We start from the raw sequence: 17,270 nt of genomic DNA, 5'->3' as shown, positions 1-17,270 counted from the left end.
AAATGGGTCACCGCTATATACCTTTAACTGAAAAAGATAAATCTGAAATGTTAGATGTCATTGGTATTCAATCTGTAGATGAATTATTTACGGATATACCTGAATCTGTAAGGTTTAATAAACCGTTAAATATTAAAGAAAAGAAAGCTGAAACGCCTTTATTACGTGAACTATCTCAAATTGCGAACAAAAATATTACAAGTGAAACACATGCTTCATTTTTAGGTGCAGGTGTTTATGATCACTATATTCCAACTGTTGTAGATCATGTTATATCTCGTTCAGAATTTTATACTGCTTACACACCTTATCAACCAGAAATTTCACAAGGTGAATTACAAGCTATTTTTGAATTTCAAACTTTAATTTGCGAATTAACTGGTATGGATGTAGCCAATTCATCTATGTATGATGGTGGAACTGCTTTTGCTGAGGCTGCTGTTCTTGCAGCAGGTCATACTAAGAAATCAAAAGTAATTGTATCTAAATCTGTACATTATCAATCTATAGAAGTACTTAAAACTTATACAAAAGCTCAAGACATTGAAGTAGTTGAAGTTGATTTAGACGGAACTGTTACGGACTTAGAAAAGTTAAAAGCAGTTATCGATGACGATACAGCAGCAGTATGTGTTCAATATCCTAACTTCTTTGGTTCTTTAGAAGACTTAGAGGCAATTAAACAATTAATTGAAGATAAAAAAGCTTTATTTATCGTATCAAGCAATCCTTTATCACTTGGATTAATTACACCTCCTGGTGAATTCGGTGCTGATATTGTTGTTGGTGATGCACAAGTATTCGGTATTCCAGCACAATATGGTGGACCTCACTGTGGTTATTTTGCATCTACCAAGAAACTTATGAGAAAACTACCAGGACGTTTAGTTGGTCAAACTCAAGATGAAGATGGCAATAGAGGCTTTGTTCTAACGCTACAAGCACGTGAACAACATATTAGAAGAGATAAAGCGACATCAAATATTTGTTCTAACCAAGCTCTAAATGCATTAGCAGCATCAGTTTGTATGAGTGCATTAGGTAAAAATGGTGTGTTTGAAATGGCTAAACTTAACATGGAAAAGACAACTTACATGAAGCAAAAAATGCAAGAAGCTGGATTTGATGTGTTAGAAGGTATTTCATTCAACGAATTTGTTGTTAAATTTAACAAACCGATAAGTGAAATCAACGCTGAATTACTTGAAGAAGGTATTATTGGTGGATTTGACTTAGGTTTCATCGACGAAGCATTCAACAATCATATGTTAATTGCAGTAACAGAATTAAGAACAAAAGAAGAAATCGACACATTTATCAAAAAAGTAGGTGAATACAGTGCGTAAACCATCAAGCGAATTAATATTTGAAAGATCTAGAAAAGATAGATTTGCATATTCTTTACCTGAAAAAGATGTTGAAACACAAGATGTTCAAGATCTTTTAGGAGATAAATTTACAAGAAAACAAAAAGCAGAATTACCAGAAGTTAGTGAATTAGATTTAATGCGCCATTACACTGAATTATCTAATAAAAACCATGGTGTAGATACAGGATTCTATCCTTTAGGTTCATGTACGATGAAATACAATCCTAAAATTAATGAAAAAGTCGCTAGAATGTCTGGCTTTGCAAACGCACATCCATTACAAGATGTTTCAACTGTACAAGGTTCATTAGAAATCATTTATGATTTACAAGAACATTTAAAAGAAATTACGGGTATGGATGAAGTAACACTTCAACCTGCAGCAGGTGCGCACGGTGAATGGACAGCATTATTAATGATTAAAGCTTTCCACGAAGCAAATGGCGATTTCAATAGAACGAAAGTTATTGTTCCAGACTCAGCTCACGGTACGAATCCAGCTTCTGCAAAAGTAGCAGGTTTCGATACAGTAACTGTAAAATCTAATGAAAAAGGATTAGTTGATATCGAAGACTTAAAACGTGTAGTTGGAGATGACACAGCCGCTATTATGTTAACGAACCCTAACACATTAGGTTTATTCGAAGAAGATATTTTAGAAATCAGAGAAATCGTACACCAAGCAGGTGGTAAATTGTATTACGATGGTGCTAACTTAAATGCAATTATGAGTAAAGTTAGACCTGGTGATATGGGATTTGACGCTGTTCACTTAAACTTACACAAAACATTCACAGGACCTCATGGAGGCGGTGGACCTGGTTCAGGACCAGTTGGTGTTAAAGCAGATTTAGTACCATTTTTACCTAAACCAACAGTAGTAAAAGAAAATGATACATTTAAATTCGAACATGATATGCCACAATCTATCGGAAGAGTTAAACCATTCTTCGGTAACTTCGGTATCTATTTAAGAGCTTACACTTATATTAGAACGATGGGCCCAGATGGATTAAAAGCAGTTTCAGAAACAGCAGTATTAAACGCTAATTACATGTTGAGAAGATTACAAGATCACTTTGATACACCATATACACAACACTGTAAACACGAATTCGTAATCAGTGGTTCAAGACAGAAAAAACTTGGTGTAAGAACATTGGATATTGCTAAACGTCTCTTAGACTTTAACTTCCATCCACCAACAATTTACTTCCCAATCAACGTGGAAGAATGTATGATGATTGAGCCAACAGAAACAGAATCTAAAGAAACATTAGATGCATTCTGCGATACGCTTATTCAAATTGCTAAAGAAGCAGAAGAAACACCAGAAGTTGTATTAGAAGCACCACATACAACTGTCATTGGTCGATTAGATGAAACACAAGCAGCAAGAAAACCAGTACTTAAATTTGAATTACTAAAAGAAGAAAAAGCATAATAAAAAGCGTCTTGGTCGCATTTAACGACCAAGACGCTTTAATTTTATTTAGATTTAACTTTACCAGTCCATTTTTTATAGCCGCCTTTAAGCATGAATAATTCAGTGTAACCTTTTTTCTTCATCATTCTAGCAGCTCTATAACTTGCTACGCCATTTGCGTCACAAAAATATATAGGTTGGTCTTTACGTAAACCTTGATATCTTGTACGAAATACACTCATCGGTATATTTCTTGCCCCGATAATATGACCATAGTCAAAATCAGCCTTTTCACGCAAGTCTATAACTTGTGCCTTTCTTAATCCCTTATGGAATTCATTTTGATCTAATTCTTTTACTGCGCGCTTATTTAATGAATAGTTAATTGCCATATAAATGATAATCAAGACTAGGACTATGAGCGCGATATACCAATAATTCATGGTCTGATTCCTCCCAATTCAAGTCGATACCCTTATTATAAGATTTCTTGTGAGATTTATCAAAATTTTTTTGCTAAAATAGAAAAGTACATAAGAATTAATTGAATAGGAGTTTTAATTGTGAAAGAAACTTGGCACTTTATAAACACGAAATCGAATAATCCATATTATAATATGGCAGTTGATGAAGCACTTATGAATTTTGTGAGTAGAGGAGAAATCGATCCGGTTATTAGATTTTACACATGGGGTCCAGCTACGTTATCAATTGGATATTTTCAAAAACTAACTAAAGAAATTGATATTGAAAAAGTAAAAGAAAAAGGTTTTGGACTTGTAAGACGTGCTACAGGAGGTAGAGGTGTCTTACACGATAAAGAGTTAACTTATAGCGTCATCGTTCCAGAATCGCATCCCAATATGCCTAAAACGGTAACTGAAGCATATAGAGTCATTTCAGAAGGATTGTTAGAAGGATTCAAGTCGTTAGGGTTTGATGCATATTTTTCAATTCCAAAGACAAAAGAAGAAAGAGATAAACTTAAGGCACCACGTAGTTCAGTTTGTTTTGATGCGCCAAGTTGGTATGAACTTGTTGTAGAAGATAGAAAAATAGCAGGCAGTGCACAAACACGTCAAAAAGGCGTTATCTTGCAACATGGTTCAATTTTACAAGATATAGATGTTGATGAATTGTTCGATATGTTTATATATAGAAATGATCGTCTAAAAGATAAAATGAAAGCTGCATTTACAGATAAAGCAGTTGCTATCAATGATTTATCAGATAAATACATCACTTTAGAAGAAATGGAAACAGCGTTTTTTGAAGGATTCAAGAAAGGTTTAGATATTGAATATAAACCACTTGAATTTACTGAAGAACAACTTGCTGAAATTAAACAATTAGAAGAAAAATATAAATCAGAAGAATGGACTTATAGAAAGTAAAAAAAAGAGACTATTGAAGTCTCTTTTTTTATCTATTTCTACGCTTTTGTTTGCGCATGGCTTTTTTATATTTTCGTTGATCTGGCGTTAAAAAGAAGAAATAGTAAATTAGATAGATGATTAATCCGAATATGATAAATGAGACAATCATACGAATGAAGCCCATGATAAAGAAATCAAGATTCATAATTAATCCAAAAACTGCTATAGCAATAATTAAATAGAATAAAACATTTTTCATAAAATCTCACCTTAAATTATTAGTCTATTTAATATAGCACATTTTATGTATAATCTCACTCAATTTGACCTATCTCTTTGTCTAATCCATGAAGTTCATCAATAGCTTTTTGAACATCTTTTTTATCCTTTTTATTGTAGGCATCATTTAAATCTTTAAACACTTTTTCAAAACTTGTTGATAACTTTAACATGCTTTTATGAAGAGATTTATAATCTTTAGGAATAGATTTACCTTTCATTTCATTTTTATATCTATCAGTAATATTTTCTTGATTATGATAAATATTTTCTAATTCATTTTTAGTATGTTCATCGTCGAATTTTGAAGTTACATTTTTCTTGATTTTGTTATAACTCGCTATATTCGTTTTCGTTTCATTTACAAATTTTGTAGATGACTTTAAATATTGAGTTGTAAACTGGCTAGACGACTCTTGTTCATTTTTTTTAATTTTGCTTTTAACACTATTTTCTTTTTGTTTATATGTTTTGTTTTTATCTTCTAAGTCTAATACTTCTTGTTTTAATTTTCGATTATCACTTTTTAATGAAGACTTCTTTTCTTCAAGTTGTTGAACTTTATCATTTCCACACGCAGATAAGACAACTGTACTTGCCATGATTGTTATAATTGTTTTTCTCATGTTTATTTACTCCCAATGTTTTACTGTGAAAAAATTTCGATATGTATGATATTATTTTAATGTATATAGATTTATTGTACAAATAGAAAGGGGATAATTATGAAAATTAATAAATTAAGAGAAGTCATGAATGAAAAAGGTCTTGAAGCAGTTGTAATTCTATCACCGTATAACAGAAGATATCTTTCTGGATTTACAGGGACAAGTGGTAGTCTACTAATTACACAAGATAAATCCCTTTTAATTACAGACTTTAGATACATTCAACAAGCGAATGATCAAGCTCAAGATTTTGAAGTTATTAATCAAGAAGGACCAATGTTAGGTAAGATTAATGAACTGATTAAAGAAGGTCAATATAAAAAAGTTGGCGTTGAAGCACATTTAATTACTTTTAATGAATATCAAGCATTAAATACAGATGCAGTTGAACTTTCTTCTATTGAAGATGTTATTGAAACAATCAGAATGATTAAAGACGAATTTGAAATTAAACAAATTCAAAAAGCAGCTGACATTGTAGATGAAACATATGAACACATTTTAAAATGGGTTAAACCAGGCATGACTGAAAATGAAGTGAATAATGAAATGGAAATGTTCATGAGAAGTAAAGGTGCAACATGTTCTTCATTTGATACGATTGTTGCTTCAGGTCACCGTGGTGCATTACCGCATGGTGTAGCAAGTAATAAAGTTATCGAAGAAGGAGATATGATTACTTTAGACTTCGGTGCATTATATGAAGGTTACGTGAGTGATGTTACGAGAACATTTGCTATTGGTGAACCTAAAGAAGAAATGAAGAAAATCTATAATATTGTTTTAGAAGCACAATTAGCAGCTTTAGAACAAATTAAACCGGGTATGACAGGTAAAGAAGCAGATACAATTGCAAGAGATGTTATTAAAAGTTATGGCTACGGTGAACAATTTGGTCATTCATTAGGACATGGTATTGGGTTAGAAGTACATGAAGGTCCAGCACTATCTCAAAAATCCGATATCGTACTTGAAGAAAATATGTGTATCACATTAGAACCAGGTATTTATGTAGATGGTTTAGGTGGCGTTAGAATAGAAGATGACGTATTAGTTACAAAAAATGGCTTACAGCGCTTTACTAAATCTTCAAAAGACCTTATTATTTTATAAGAAGGTATAAATAGGAGGAAAATGAATGATTTCAGTTAATGATTTTAAAACAGGTTTAACAATTAAAGTTGATAATGGTATTTGGAAAGTTATGGACTTCCAACACGTAAAACCAGGTAAAGGTGCGGCATTCGTACGTTCTAAATTAAGAAACTTAAGAACTGGTGCAATCCAAGAGAAAACTTTTAGAGCCGGTGAAAAAGTTGAAAAAGCTCAAATCGATAATCGTCGTATGCAATATCTATATGCTAATGGTGATAGCCATGTGTTCATGGATAACGAAACTTACGATCAACTAGAGTTACCTGGTGATAAACTAGAATATGAACTTAAATTTATTAAAGAAAATATGGAAGTTCAAATCCAATCTTACGAAGGTGAAACAATTGGTATTGAATTACCAAATACAGTTACACTTCAAGTAACAGAAACTGAACCTGGTATTAAAGGTGATACAGCAACTGGTGCAACTAAACAAGCTACAGTTGAAACAGGTTATAGTTTAAACGTACCGTTATTTGTTAATGAAGGTGATTTACTTGTCATTAATACTACTGATGGAAGCTACGTATCAAGAGGTTAATATTAAACATTAAAATGAGGCCGGGACAGTAACTTGTGTCCTGGCCTCAATCATTTTGGTTAAATTAGGAATGTATCTTATTTACAATTATAATTAAATATTAAAATCTCTTGAATTGGTATGACCACTAAAGTAAAATGTATGAAGTGTAACGTATTAGAATTTAAAAGGAGTTTTTCAAATGAACTTAAAACAAATTAAAGAACTAGTTGATGTGTTAGATAATTCTTCTTTAACTGAAATTGATATTAATGATAAAGATTTTAAACTAACTTTAAAAAAAGATATTAAACAAGAAGTCATTTATAGCCAAGGGGCAACAAATGTCGTTGCAGAACAACCACAACAAGCAACTCAATCAGCACCACAACAAAATGTTGAACAAGAAGCACCTAGTGGTTTAACAATTAATGCGCCAATGGTTGGTACATTCTATAAATCACCATCTCCTGATGAAGGTCCATATGTTCAAGTAGGTTCACGTGTAGAAGCTGATACAACTGTATGTATTTTAGAAGCAATGAAATTATTTAATGAAATTCAAGCAGAAGTTTCTGGTGAAATCACTGAAATATTAGTTGAAGACGGACAAATGGTAGAGTATGGCCAACCGTTATTCAAGGTGAAGTAATATGAAAAAAGTATTAATTGCAAATAGAGGGGAAATTGCAGTAAGAATCATTAGAGCTTGTAGAGAATTAGACATACAAACGGTCGCAATTTATTCAGAAGCTGATAAAGATGCATTACATACTCAAATAGCAGATGAAGCTTATTGTGTTGGACCGACACAATCTAAAGATTCATACCTTCACGTTCCTAATATTATTTCAATTGCAAAATCAACAGGTTGTGACGGTATCCATCCTGGATATGGTTTCTTAGCCGAAAATAGTGATTTTGCTGAAATGTGTGAAGCATGCCAAATTAAATTTATTGGACCTAGTTATCAATCTATCCAGAAGATGGGTATTAAAGACGTTGCGAAAGAAGAAATGATCAAAGCGAACGTACCTGTTGTGCCTGGTAGTGATGGTTTAGTAGATACAGTAAGAATTGCAAAGAAATGTGCGAAGAAAATTGGTTACCCCGTTATTATTAAAGCTACTGCCGGTGGTGGCGGTAAAGGTATCCGAATTGCACGTAATGAAGAAGAGCTTGTAACAGGATTTAGAATGACACAACAAGAAGCTGAAACAGCATTCGGAAATAAAGGTTTGTATTTAGAAAAGTTCATCGAAAACTTTAGACATATTGAAATTCAAGTAATGGGTGATTCAGAAGGTAATGTTATACATCTTGGTGAACGTGATTGTACGATCCAAAGACGTATGCAAAAATTAGTAGAAGAATCGCCATCACCAGTCCTTTCTGAAGAAATGCGTAAAGAAATGGGTGAAGCGGCTATTAGAGCAGCTAAAGCCGTTAATTATGAAAATGCTGGTACAATTGAATTTATTTATGATTTAGATGCTGAAACGTTCTATTTCATGGAAATGAATACGCGTATTCAAGTAGAACATCCTGTTACTGAGATGGTAACTGGAATGGATTTAGTTAAACTTCAACTAAAAGTAGCAAGTGGTGAAACTTTACCTGTTACACAAGAAGAAGTTGACTTGAGTGGACATGCGATTGAATTTAGAATCAACGCAGAAAGCCCATTTAAAAATTTCATGCCATCACCAGGTAAAATTAATCAATATTTAACACCAGGTGGATTTGGTGTGCGTATTGATTCAGCTTGTTATACAGGATATACGATTCCGCCTTATTACGATTCAATGGTTGCGAAGCTTATTGTTCATGGTAAAGATAGAACAGATGCAATTCAAATCGGTAAAAGAGCTTTATCAGAATTTTTAGTTGCTGGCATAGATACAACGATCCCATTCCATTTAAGATTGTTAGAAAATGATGTATTTGAATCAGGTGATTTTAATACCAATTTCCTAGAGATTCATGATATTATAAATAATGAAGACAAATAGGGAGGGATTCAAATGGCTAAAACAATTGAAAATAAAAAGCCTTCTTTAGGTAAAATAGAGATTGCGCCAGAAGTTATTGAGGTCATTGCGAGCATTGCGACTACTGACATTAAAGGTGTATCTCATATGCAATCCGTTTTTAATAAGAATTCCTTAGAAAAATTCGGGAAAAAGAATTTTGGTAAAGGTATTAAAGTCGATATTAAAGAAGACGGCATCTACATTAATGTCTACTGTACATTTGACTACGGTACAAAAATTTCTGAAACAGCACGTAAAGTACAATCAGAAATTAAACAAGCATTAAATACGATGACGGCATTAACACCAAAAGAAGTTAATGTACATATCGTTAATATACATTTCCAATAATAAAATGATTAATTAAGAGGATGCGTGCATCCTCTTATTCTTTGAAGGAGAAGAATATGAAAAGAACAGAACTAAGAGAGATTGTCTTTAAATCACTATATCAATTAGAAAATAACAAAACTGATTTAACAGTAGAAGAAGCGATTCAATATTTAGTAGAAGATTTTAAAGGTGAACAATATTTATACGTGAAGAACTTTGTTAAAGAAGTGATAGAGAAAAAAGACGAATTAGATGAAATTGTAAGTCCACATTTAAAAAACTGGACATTAGACCGTTTACTTAAGACTGATAGAATCATCTTGAGAATGGCAACTTATGAATTAAAATATACAGATACACCAGAGAAAGTTATATTTAATGAAGCAGTAGAAATTGCGAAAGTATACAGTGATGATGATCACTATAAATTTATTAATGGTGTATTAAGCAGTTTATCAAAAAGTTAAAGAGTGATATAAATGGATAAGTATTTATCAGTTACAGCAATAACTAAATATATCAAATATAAATTTGATCAAGATCCACATCTACTTAATGTCTTTATTAAAGGTGAAATATCAAACTTTAAAAGACATTCAAGTGGTCATCTTTACTTTGCCTTAAAAGACGATAAAGGTGTACTCAGTGCAATGATGTTTAAATCGAGTGCGAATCAATTGTCATTTAATCCTAAAGAAGGTGACCAAGTACTTGTTGAAGGTAGAATTGGGGTTTATGAATCAAGAGGTGCATACCAAATTTATGTTCAATCTATGCAATTAGATGGTGTTGGTCTTCTTTATGAAAAATTTGAAGCACTCAAAAAAGAATTAGCAGAAAAAGGCTACTTTGACCAAGAACATAAATTAAGTATACCTAAATATCCTAAGAAAATCGCTGTGTTGACAGCATCGACTGGCGCTGCAATAAGAGATATATGTTCTACTTTAGATAAGCGATATCCACTTGCAGAACAAGTGTTAATGAGCACGTTAGTTCAAGGTAAAGGAGCTAAGGATAATATCATTAACAACATCAAAGAAGCTGATTCCATGGGCGTTGATGTTATTATCGTTGGTCGTGGTGGTGGATCTATTGAAGATTTATGGAGCTTCAATGAAAGAGAAGTTGTAGAAGCCATTTATCATTGTAAGACGCCTGTTATTTCAGCAGTTGGTCATGAAACTGATACGACATTAAGTGATTTTGTCAGTGATGTAAGAGCTGCAACGCCAACACAAGCTGCAGTCATTGCAACACCAGATATTAACGCGCTGTATCAACTGATTTCAAATGCTAGACAGTATTTAACAAAACATATCACGCAATCTATACTGCAAGATAAACATAAATTAAAACAACTTTCATCATATTATAAATTGAAGACGCCTTCGTTGCTATATGATCAAGAAACACAGAAGTTAGATGAATTACAAAAACAATTATCTAGAAATTTAGAACAGACTGTTACGCGTAATAATCATAAGCTAGATATCTTACAAAATAAATTGCGAATCACACCAATTTATAGTAAGACTTTTCAATTTAGACAAGATTTTGATCGTTTAAATATGCTTCAAACTCAGCTCGTTAATCGTATTATCAGTCAAAAAAGACAAGCTCTGACTAGCAAGTTAGCGCAATTAGATGCGTTAAGTCCGACTCAAATCATGTTAAGAGGTTATTCAATCATCGAAAAAGATGATAAAATCATTACAAGCAAAAATGATTTAAAAATTGACGATGATATTACAATCAATTTAAAAGATGGTAAAATAAATGCTAATGTTAAGGAAATTAGGTGACAAATGTGGCTAAAGAACAAACTTTTGAAGAAATGATGGAAGAATTAGAAAAAGTCGTCGGTAAATTAGACGAAGAAAATATTTCTCTTGAGGAATCAATTGAACTTTATCAAAGAGGTATTGAATTAAGTAGTAAATGTGAAACGAAACTTAAAGCAGCTGAAGATAAAGTAAATAAACTTGTTCAAAAAGAAGGTGATTCAGATGAGTCAAATCATGAATAGTTATGTAGACAAGTTCACTGAATCACTTAATCAAACGAAACTAGATTCAGTTGTAAATACACAATTAGAAGAAAGTATGCGCTATTCTTTATTAGCAGGTGGTAAACGTATTCGTCCTGTACTATTATTAATGACTTTATCGATGTTAAAGACAGATATTAATAAAGGAATGGAAACTGCAAAAGCACTTGAAATGATACATACATATTCCCTTATACATGATGATTTACCAGCTATGGATAACGATGATTATAGACGTGGAATGAAAACGAATCATAAAATCTATGGTGATGCGACTGCAATCTTAGCTGGTGATGCACTATTAACAAAAGCTTTTGAACTGATAACTAAAGATACATATATAGAAGCTGACGACAAAGTGAAATTAATCAGATTGCTTTCTGAATCAGCAGGCCATCAAGGTATGGTAGGTGGACAAGTGTTAGATATGGAAAGTGAAAACAAAGAAATTTCGCTAGATACATTACGCAAAATCCATAGATATAAAACTGGTGCACTGATCCGTTTTTCTGTTGTTGCAGCTTGCACAATCGCTAAAGTTAATAGTAAGACATTCTTATTACTTGATTCATTTAGCCAAGAATTAGGATTAATATTCCAAATTAAAGACGATTTACTAGATATTGAAGGGGATTTCGATAAAATAGGTAAGTCAGTTGGTAGTGACGTTGCGAATCATAAGAGTACTTATGTGTCACTATTAGGTAAGACGAATACTAAAGTTGCTTTAGAACAACATGTGAATCAAGCGTTATATTTACTTGAACAATTAGAAGATCAATATAACACTGAAGAACTCAAGTCTCTCACAAAATTATTTGCAAATAGAGAAAATTAATCTATCTAATAATTAAGATGACTGGTCACAAGAATCGGGCTAAAGGTGGTTAAAAAATGGATGTTTCAAAAATAAAAAACCCATCCTTCCTCAAAGATTTTTCTCATCAAGAACTTGAACAACTGAGCAGTGACATTAGGAAATTTTTAATTGAAACTTGTTCAGTAACTGGCGGACATATTGGGGCAAATTTAGGTGTGGTTGAATTAACATTGAGTCTACATAAACATTTTAATAGCCCTGTAGATAAGATATTATGGGATGTTGGACATCAAACATACATTCATAAAATATTAACCGGAAGAGGCCACGAATTTAATTCTTTGCGACAATATAAAGGATTATGTGGTTTTCCTAAAATGAAAGAATCCGAACATGATGTGTGGGAAGCTGGACATAGTTCAACTTCTTTATCTGCAGCTGTGGGGATGGCAAAAGCGAGAGATATATTAGGACAAGATCATCATGTTGTACCTGTAATTGGTGATGGTGCTCTAACAGGTGGTATGGCACTAGAAGCATTAAACCACATAGGCCATGACAAAACAAATTTAACGATTATTTTAAATGATAACGAAATGAGTATCGCACCAAATGTCGGTGCAATGCACAATATGTTTGCAAGAATACGATCAAACCAAAATTATAATCGCTTTAAATTTGATGCTGAAAGTTTAATTAATAGACTACCTGGTGGAGATTTGTTAAAAGACTCTGCGGATAAAATTAAAGACAGTTTAAAATATTTAGTCGTAGATGGCATTTTCTTTGAAGAACTCGGCATTAAATATATTGGACCTGTAGATGGACATAATTTTAAAGCATTAGATGAAGCGATCACCGTTTCTAAACAAATGGACAAACCTGTTCTCATACACGTTGTGACTAAGAAAGGGAAAGGTTATAAACCTGCTGAGAAAGATATAATTGGAACTTGGCATGGTTTAGGACCATATAAGCTTGAAACGGGTGAAGTGATAAAAGGAAATGCTGAAGGTCCTGCATGGAGTGCTTTAATGAGTGATGAAGTATTAGCATATGCGCAACAAGACAAACGAATTGTTGCAATCACGCCAGCTATGCCTGTAGGATCAAAATTAACAAAATTTCAACAAACATTACCTGAACAATTTTTTGATGTAGGTATTGCTGAACAGCATGCTGTTACGATGGCAGCAGGACTAGCAACACAAGGCATGAAACCATATGTCGCAATCTATTCAACTTTTATGCAACGTGCTTACGATCAATTGTTACATGATGTAGACCGTCAAAACTTAAACGTATTATTTGGTGTTGATCGGGCAGGCCTTGTTGGAGCAGATGGAGAGACACACCAAGGTGTCTTTGATGTTGGCTTTTTAAGTCAATTTCCTAACTTTACAATTATGATGCCTAAAGACGGAAATGAAGCGAAAAATATGATCAAAACTGCTTTTGAAACTGACCATGGTCCAATGGCGATTAGATATCCAAGAGGCAATGCGCCTTTACTTGATGATTCTAAAAATAGCGAATTACTCAAAATAGGATCTTGGAATGTTGAAAGAAATGGTGATGATTTAACAATTATAAGTTATGGGCCAACAGTATCACTTGTAAAAGATGTAGCAGACGAACTATTAAAAGAAGATATCCATATCAATATCATTAATGCTCGGTTTATAAAACCTATGGACTATGACATGCTTCATAATCTCGGTAAAGCGTCTAAACCGATCCTGACAGTTGAAGAAGCTATGTTGACTGGTGGTTTAGGAAGTCAAATTGCTACTTTTATGAATGACAATGATTATCATAATACTATGCGTAGAATAGGCATAAATGACACGTACATTGAGCACGGTGATGTAGGTTTATTATTAGAAGATATTGGTATCTCTAAATCAAATATTATATCTACCGTCAAATCTTTAATTAAGTAGTTAAGAGAAATATATGAATATTTATGTTGAAAAAGGCGCTTTAGTATATCTAAAGCGTCATTTAAATGTTTATAGCGCTTACATTACTATTTTTTTCAATTTTATGCTATTATAAGTGTATAAATATTCATTAACAGAGGTGTATGTAATGGCGAACAAAACAATGCGTCAGATTAAGATAAGAGAAATAATTTCTAACGAACAAATTGAAACACAAGAAGAATTAGTCAAAAGGCTAAATGAATATGATTTGAATATCACACAAGCTACTATATCTCGTGATATTAAAGAACTTCAATTAATTAAAGTTCCTGCACCTTCTGGTCAGTATATCTATAGTTTACCTAGAGACCGTAAATATCACCCGATTGATAAATTAGGTAGATATTTAATGGATTCATTTGTAAAAATTGACGGAGCAGATAATTTATTAGTACTTAAAACATTACCAGGTAATGCGCAATCAATCGGTGCAATAATTGACCAAATCGATTGGACAGAAGTAATTGGGACGATATGCGGTGATGACACTTGCTTAATTATTTGTAAAGATACAGAAGCAGCTGAAGTGATAACGGATAGAATTTTTAATATGCTTTAAAGGAGATTTAATATACAATGTTACAAGCACTTACAATTAAACAATTCGCTATAATTGAATCTTTAGAAATTAATTTTTCGGGTGGACTAACTGTTTTAAGCGGTGAAACTGGTGCTGGTAAATCTATTATTATAGATGCTATTGGTCAGTTAGTAGGTGCAAGAGCCTCACAAAGTTTCGTGAGACATGGCGAACAGAAGGCGATAATTGAAGGCGTATTTGATATTGATAATGTACCTAACGTCAATAAGATCTTAAGTGAGTTAGATATCGACTTTGACGAAGATTTCTTATTTGTAAAAAGAGAAATCTTTGCTTCAGGGAAAAGTATATGTAAATTAAATAATCAGAATGTAACGCTATCTGATTTGAAAATTGTTATGCAAGAATTACTTGATATTCATGGACAACATGAAACACAAATATTACTTAAACCTAAATATCATTTATCATTGTTAGATGATTATGCTGATGGTACTTATCAAGCTGAAATTGATCAATACGACGAAACTTTTCAATCTTATCGCTTAAAGAAACAAGAACTTGAAAAGTTAGAATCTCAAGACCAAGCATTATTACAAAGATTAGATTTAATAAAATTCCAACGAGATGAATTACAAGACGCGAATTTAAAAGAAGACGAAATTGACTTTTTGAATCAAGAAATTAAGAAACTTCAAAATCACGAAAAAATAAACGAAAGTCTTAATAAAGCGCATATGTTATTGAGTAGTGAAGAAAACATTACTGATAAAATTTATGAGCTTAATCAAGAAATTCAACATATAAACGATATAATTCCAGATAAATACACTGCTTTTAGTGAAGAATTAGATCAAATGTATTACACTTTAGAAGACTATAAACATGAACTATATAATGAGTTAACGTCTAATGACTTTGATGAATCTTTACTAAATGAGTATGAGTCTAGATTAAATGTACTCACAGATCTCAACCGTAAATATGGCAAAAGCATACCTGAATTAATCAAATATAGAGATAAAATTGACGATGAAATTTATAAAATTGAGAACTATGAACAAAGTACTTCTCAATTACGTGAAGAAATTAATGATCTTCATACAAACGTTGTAAAATACGGTGAAGCACTATCAGCTAAAAGAAGACAAGTTGCGTTGAACCTGAGAGATAGATTAGTTGAAGAAGTACAGAATTTACACATGCAAGATGCGAATATTGAAATTACATTTACTAAAACGAAGCCTACTCAATATGGCTTAGAAGAAGTAGAATTCTTAATCAGTCCAAATAAAGGCGAACCATTAAAAAGCTTAAATAAAATAGCTTCTGGCGGCGAACTTTCAAGAATAATGCTTGCGTTGAAAAGTATATTTGTTTCTTCAAAAGGACAAACAGCAATTTTATTCGATGAAGTAGATACAGGTGTATCTGGAAGAGTCGCACAAAAAATGGCTGAAAAAATGCATCAAATAGCGCAAACACTTCAAGTGATATGTATTTCTCATTTACCTCAAGTCGCTGCAATAAGTGATAATCATTTGTATATTGCTAAAGAAACCGTAAATGATAGAACAACGACTTCTATAAAACAATTAGATGGTGAAGATAAGATAGATGAAATAGCAAGAATGATATCAGGTGTTGAAGTTACAGAATTAACACGACAACACGCTAAAGAAATGATTATACAAAACAAAAATTTAAAATAGAATGATTCGTTAGGGTGTTAAGCATGGTAATTAAGGTAGCAATAATAGAAGACTCGAAAGCATATGTTAGTGAAATGGCACAATATTTAAAGAAACACGATATTGAAATTGTTAATATTGGATACAACGGTAAAGAGGCACTCGACATTTTAAATGGAGAAGTTTTCGATGTTCTTCTATTAGACTTAATCTTGCCACACATTGATGGCATGACTTTGCTTAAAAAATATATAAAACAAAATAAGCAATTTAAAGTGATATGTATGAGTGCTTTTGTAAGTGATGATGTCTTAAAAGAATCTGTTTCATTAGGAGTAGATTACTTCTTAATTAAACCTGTTGAGTTTGATGTCTTGTTAGATACGATACAACGTGTATTAACAACAACAGATTCTAATATAGAAGAAATGGACGCTTTAGATTTATTACTAGAGAAGATTGGATTTTCATCAAATTTAAACGGGTACGAATATATTAAGTATGGTGTACACCTTATGCTTCAATATAATCGTAAGATGCCGTTAACTAAAGAACTATATCCTTTAATTTCTCAAAATTATAATATTCAAGCGAATAATGTGGAAAGGTCTATCAGGCATGCTATTAAATTAGCTTGGGATAAAGAATTAAAGTCCTATTGGTATAATAGCGAAAAATTGTATGTACGACCTACAAATGGTGAGTTTTTATTACATCTATATGAAAAGTTTAAAAAAGAGACTAGGTAAGCCTAGTCTCTTTTTTTGGCATTTTGTTTCTTCATAAAATGTTCTTGTGCGCGTTTATTTTTCTTTTCACGATGCAGTATATAACCCCCAATGAACACTACACCAAATACAAAGAAGATAAAGCCTAATAAAAACTGTAACCAAATAAAATGTAATTGTGGAACAAGTTGTCCAAAAACAGCATCTCTCATCCATTTAATACCTAGTCCTGCAATGATACCTGGTATGACCAAAATGAGTAATGCAATATACTTTTGCATAAGTTAAAACTCCT

At 32.3% G+C, this 17,270-nt stretch carries 20 protein-coding genes; 16 read left to right on the top strand and 4 right to left on the bottom strand.

The annotated features are described in order from the left end of the window. Positions 1–2 precede the first annotated feature (2 nt). Both gcvPA and gcvPB read left to right on the top strand, forming a co-directional pair. Positions 3–1,346, top strand: a complete 1,344-nt coding sequence (gene gcvPA / locus LQ673_RS06405; protein ID WP_191835608.1) for an aminomethyl-transferring glycine dehydrogenase subunit GcvPA — start codon at positions 3–5, stop codon at positions 1,344–1,346. After that, on the top strand, positions 1,339–2,814 hold the full coding sequence (gcvPB, locus tag LQ673_RS06400; protein WP_037588250.1) for an aminomethyl-transferring glycine dehydrogenase subunit GcvPB: 1,476 nt from the start codon (positions 1,339–1,341) through the stop codon (positions 2,812–2,814). The genes gcvPA and gcvPB overlap by 8 nt, the downstream gene beginning before the upstream one ends. 44 nt (positions 2,815–2,858) lie before the next feature. Here gcvPB and LQ673_RS06395 read toward each other — a convergent pair whose 3' ends face one another. Then, positions 2,859–3,239 (bottom strand): rhodanese-like domain-containing protein, encoded by a 381-nt coding sequence (locus tag LQ673_RS06395; RefSeq protein WP_025904950.1) that lies wholly within the window; start codon positions 3,237–3,239, stop codon positions 2,859–2,861. A gap of 120 nt (positions 3,240–3,359) precedes the next feature. Between LQ673_RS06395 and LQ673_RS06390 the strand changes: the two genes are divergently transcribed. Next, complete coding sequence (locus tag LQ673_RS06390; protein ID WP_191835607.1) at positions 3,360–4,190, top strand: lipoate--protein ligase family protein; 831 nt, start codon at positions 3,360–3,362, stop codon at positions 4,188–4,190. A 28-nt stretch (positions 4,191–4,218) separates the two neighbouring features. On the opposite strand, the gene LQ673_RS06385 is transcribed toward LQ673_RS06390, so the two are convergent. Together LQ673_RS06385 and LQ673_RS06380 are read right to left on the bottom strand one after the other, a co-directional pair. Beyond that, positions 4,219–4,431, bottom strand: a complete 213-nt coding sequence (locus tag LQ673_RS06385) for an SA1362 family protein (protein WP_025904948.1) — start codon at positions 4,429–4,431, stop codon at positions 4,219–4,221. 55 nt (positions 4,432–4,486) lie between these two features. Further along, positions 4,487–5,077: a hypothetical protein gene (locus LQ673_RS06380; protein ID WP_191835606.1), complete on the bottom strand. Its 591-nt coding sequence runs from the start codon at positions 5,075–5,077 to the stop codon at positions 4,487–4,489. A 99-nt stretch (positions 5,078–5,176) separates the two neighbouring features. Here LQ673_RS06380 and LQ673_RS06375 point away from each other — a divergent pair, with 99 nt between their 5' ends. The 13 genes from LQ673_RS06375 to LQ673_RS06315 all read left to right on the top strand — a co-directional run bounded on the left by LQ673_RS06375 (position 5,177) and on the right by LQ673_RS06315 (position 16,996). Further along, the gene (locus LQ673_RS06375; RefSeq protein ID WP_275583255.1) at positions 5,177–6,232 is read left to right on the top strand and encodes a M24 family metallopeptidase; all 1,056 of its coding nucleotides are present in this window, start codon (positions 5,177–5,179) and stop codon (positions 6,230–6,232) included. A 25-nt stretch (positions 6,233–6,257) separates the two neighbouring features. Further along, positions 6,258–6,815 (top strand): elongation factor P, encoded by a 558-nt coding sequence (gene efp, locus LQ673_RS06370; RefSeq protein WP_025904945.1) that lies wholly within the window; start codon positions 6,258–6,260, stop codon positions 6,813–6,815. Between the two features lie 181 nt (positions 6,816–6,996). Further along, on the top strand, positions 6,997–7,446 hold the full coding sequence (gene accB, locus LQ673_RS06365) for an acetyl-CoA carboxylase biotin carboxyl carrier protein (RefSeq protein WP_126477501.1): 450 nt from the start codon (positions 6,997–6,999) through the stop codon (positions 7,444–7,446). 1 nt (position 7,447) lies between these two features. Then, positions 7,448–8,806 carry an acetyl-CoA carboxylase biotin carboxylase subunit gene (gene accC / locus LQ673_RS06360; protein ID WP_025904943.1) on the top strand — a complete coding sequence of 453 codons (1,359 nt, stop codon included), beginning with the start codon at positions 7,448–7,450 and terminating at the stop codon, positions 8,804–8,806. A 12-nt stretch (positions 8,807–8,818) separates the two neighbouring features. After that, positions 8,819–9,178, top strand: a complete 360-nt coding sequence (locus LQ673_RS06355; protein WP_025904942.1) for an Asp23/Gls24 family envelope stress response protein — start codon at positions 8,819–8,821, stop codon at positions 9,176–9,178. A 56-nt stretch (positions 9,179–9,234) separates the two neighbouring features. Continuing rightward, entirely contained in the window at positions 9,235–9,627 is a 393-nt protein-coding gene (gene nusB, locus LQ673_RS06350) for a transcription antitermination factor NusB (protein ID WP_025904941.1), read from the top strand. Positions 9,628–9,639: 12 nt separating this feature from the next. Then, positions 9,640–10,965 carry an exodeoxyribonuclease VII large subunit gene (xseA, locus tag LQ673_RS06345; RefSeq protein WP_191835605.1) on the top strand — a complete coding sequence of 442 codons (1,326 nt, stop codon included), beginning with the start codon at positions 9,640–9,642 and terminating at the stop codon, positions 10,963–10,965. Positions 10,966–10,997: 32 nt separating this feature from the next. Then, a complete protein-coding gene (gene xseB, locus LQ673_RS06340) occupies positions 10,998–11,189 on the top strand; it encodes an exodeoxyribonuclease VII small subunit (RefSeq protein ID WP_153653573.1) in 192 nt (63 codons plus the stop codon). Next, complete coding sequence (locus LQ673_RS06335; RefSeq protein ID WP_126477500.1) at positions 11,170–12,048, top strand: polyprenyl synthetase family protein; 879 nt, start codon at positions 11,170–11,172, stop codon at positions 12,046–12,048. Before xseB ends, LQ673_RS06335 begins: the two co-directional genes overlap by 20 nt. A gap of 56 nt (positions 12,049–12,104) precedes the next feature. Next, positions 12,105–13,973: a 1-deoxy-D-xylulose-5-phosphate synthase gene (dxs, locus tag LQ673_RS06330; protein ID WP_191835604.1), complete on the top strand. Its 1,869-nt coding sequence runs from the start codon at positions 12,105–12,107 to the stop codon at positions 13,971–13,973. Positions 13,974–14,121: 148 nt separating this feature from the next. Continuing rightward, positions 14,122–14,574: a transcriptional regulator AhrC/ArgR gene (gene ahrC / locus LQ673_RS06325; RefSeq protein ID WP_025904936.1), complete on the top strand. Its 453-nt coding sequence runs from the start codon at positions 14,122–14,124 to the stop codon at positions 14,572–14,574. Between the two features lie 17 nt (positions 14,575–14,591). After that, entirely contained in the window at positions 14,592–16,268 is a 1,677-nt protein-coding gene (recN, locus tag LQ673_RS06320) for a DNA repair protein RecN (RefSeq protein ID WP_191835603.1), read from the top strand. 23 nt (positions 16,269–16,291) lie between these two features. Beyond that, on the top strand, positions 16,292–16,996 hold the full coding sequence (locus tag LQ673_RS06315; RefSeq protein ID WP_025904934.1) for a response regulator: 705 nt from the start codon (positions 16,292–16,294) through the stop codon (positions 16,994–16,996). Positions 16,997–16,998: 2 nt separating this feature from the next. Here LQ673_RS06315 and LQ673_RS06310 read toward each other — a convergent pair whose 3' ends face one another. After that, positions 16,999–17,256, bottom strand: a complete 258-nt coding sequence (locus tag LQ673_RS06310) for a DUF2627 family protein (RefSeq protein ID WP_025904933.1) — start codon at positions 17,254–17,256, stop codon at positions 16,999–17,001. Between the last annotated feature and the right edge of the window lie 14 nt (positions 17,257–17,270).

This window comes from Mammaliicoccus sp. O-M54 (genome assembly GCF_022386035.1).
GTDB classification, from domain to species: Bacteria; Bacillota; Bacilli; order Staphylococcales; family Staphylococcaceae; genus Mammaliicoccus; species Mammaliicoccus sciuri_A.
Note: the sequence above shows the minus strand (reverse complement) of the source record. Positions and strands in the feature narration are given on the sequence as shown.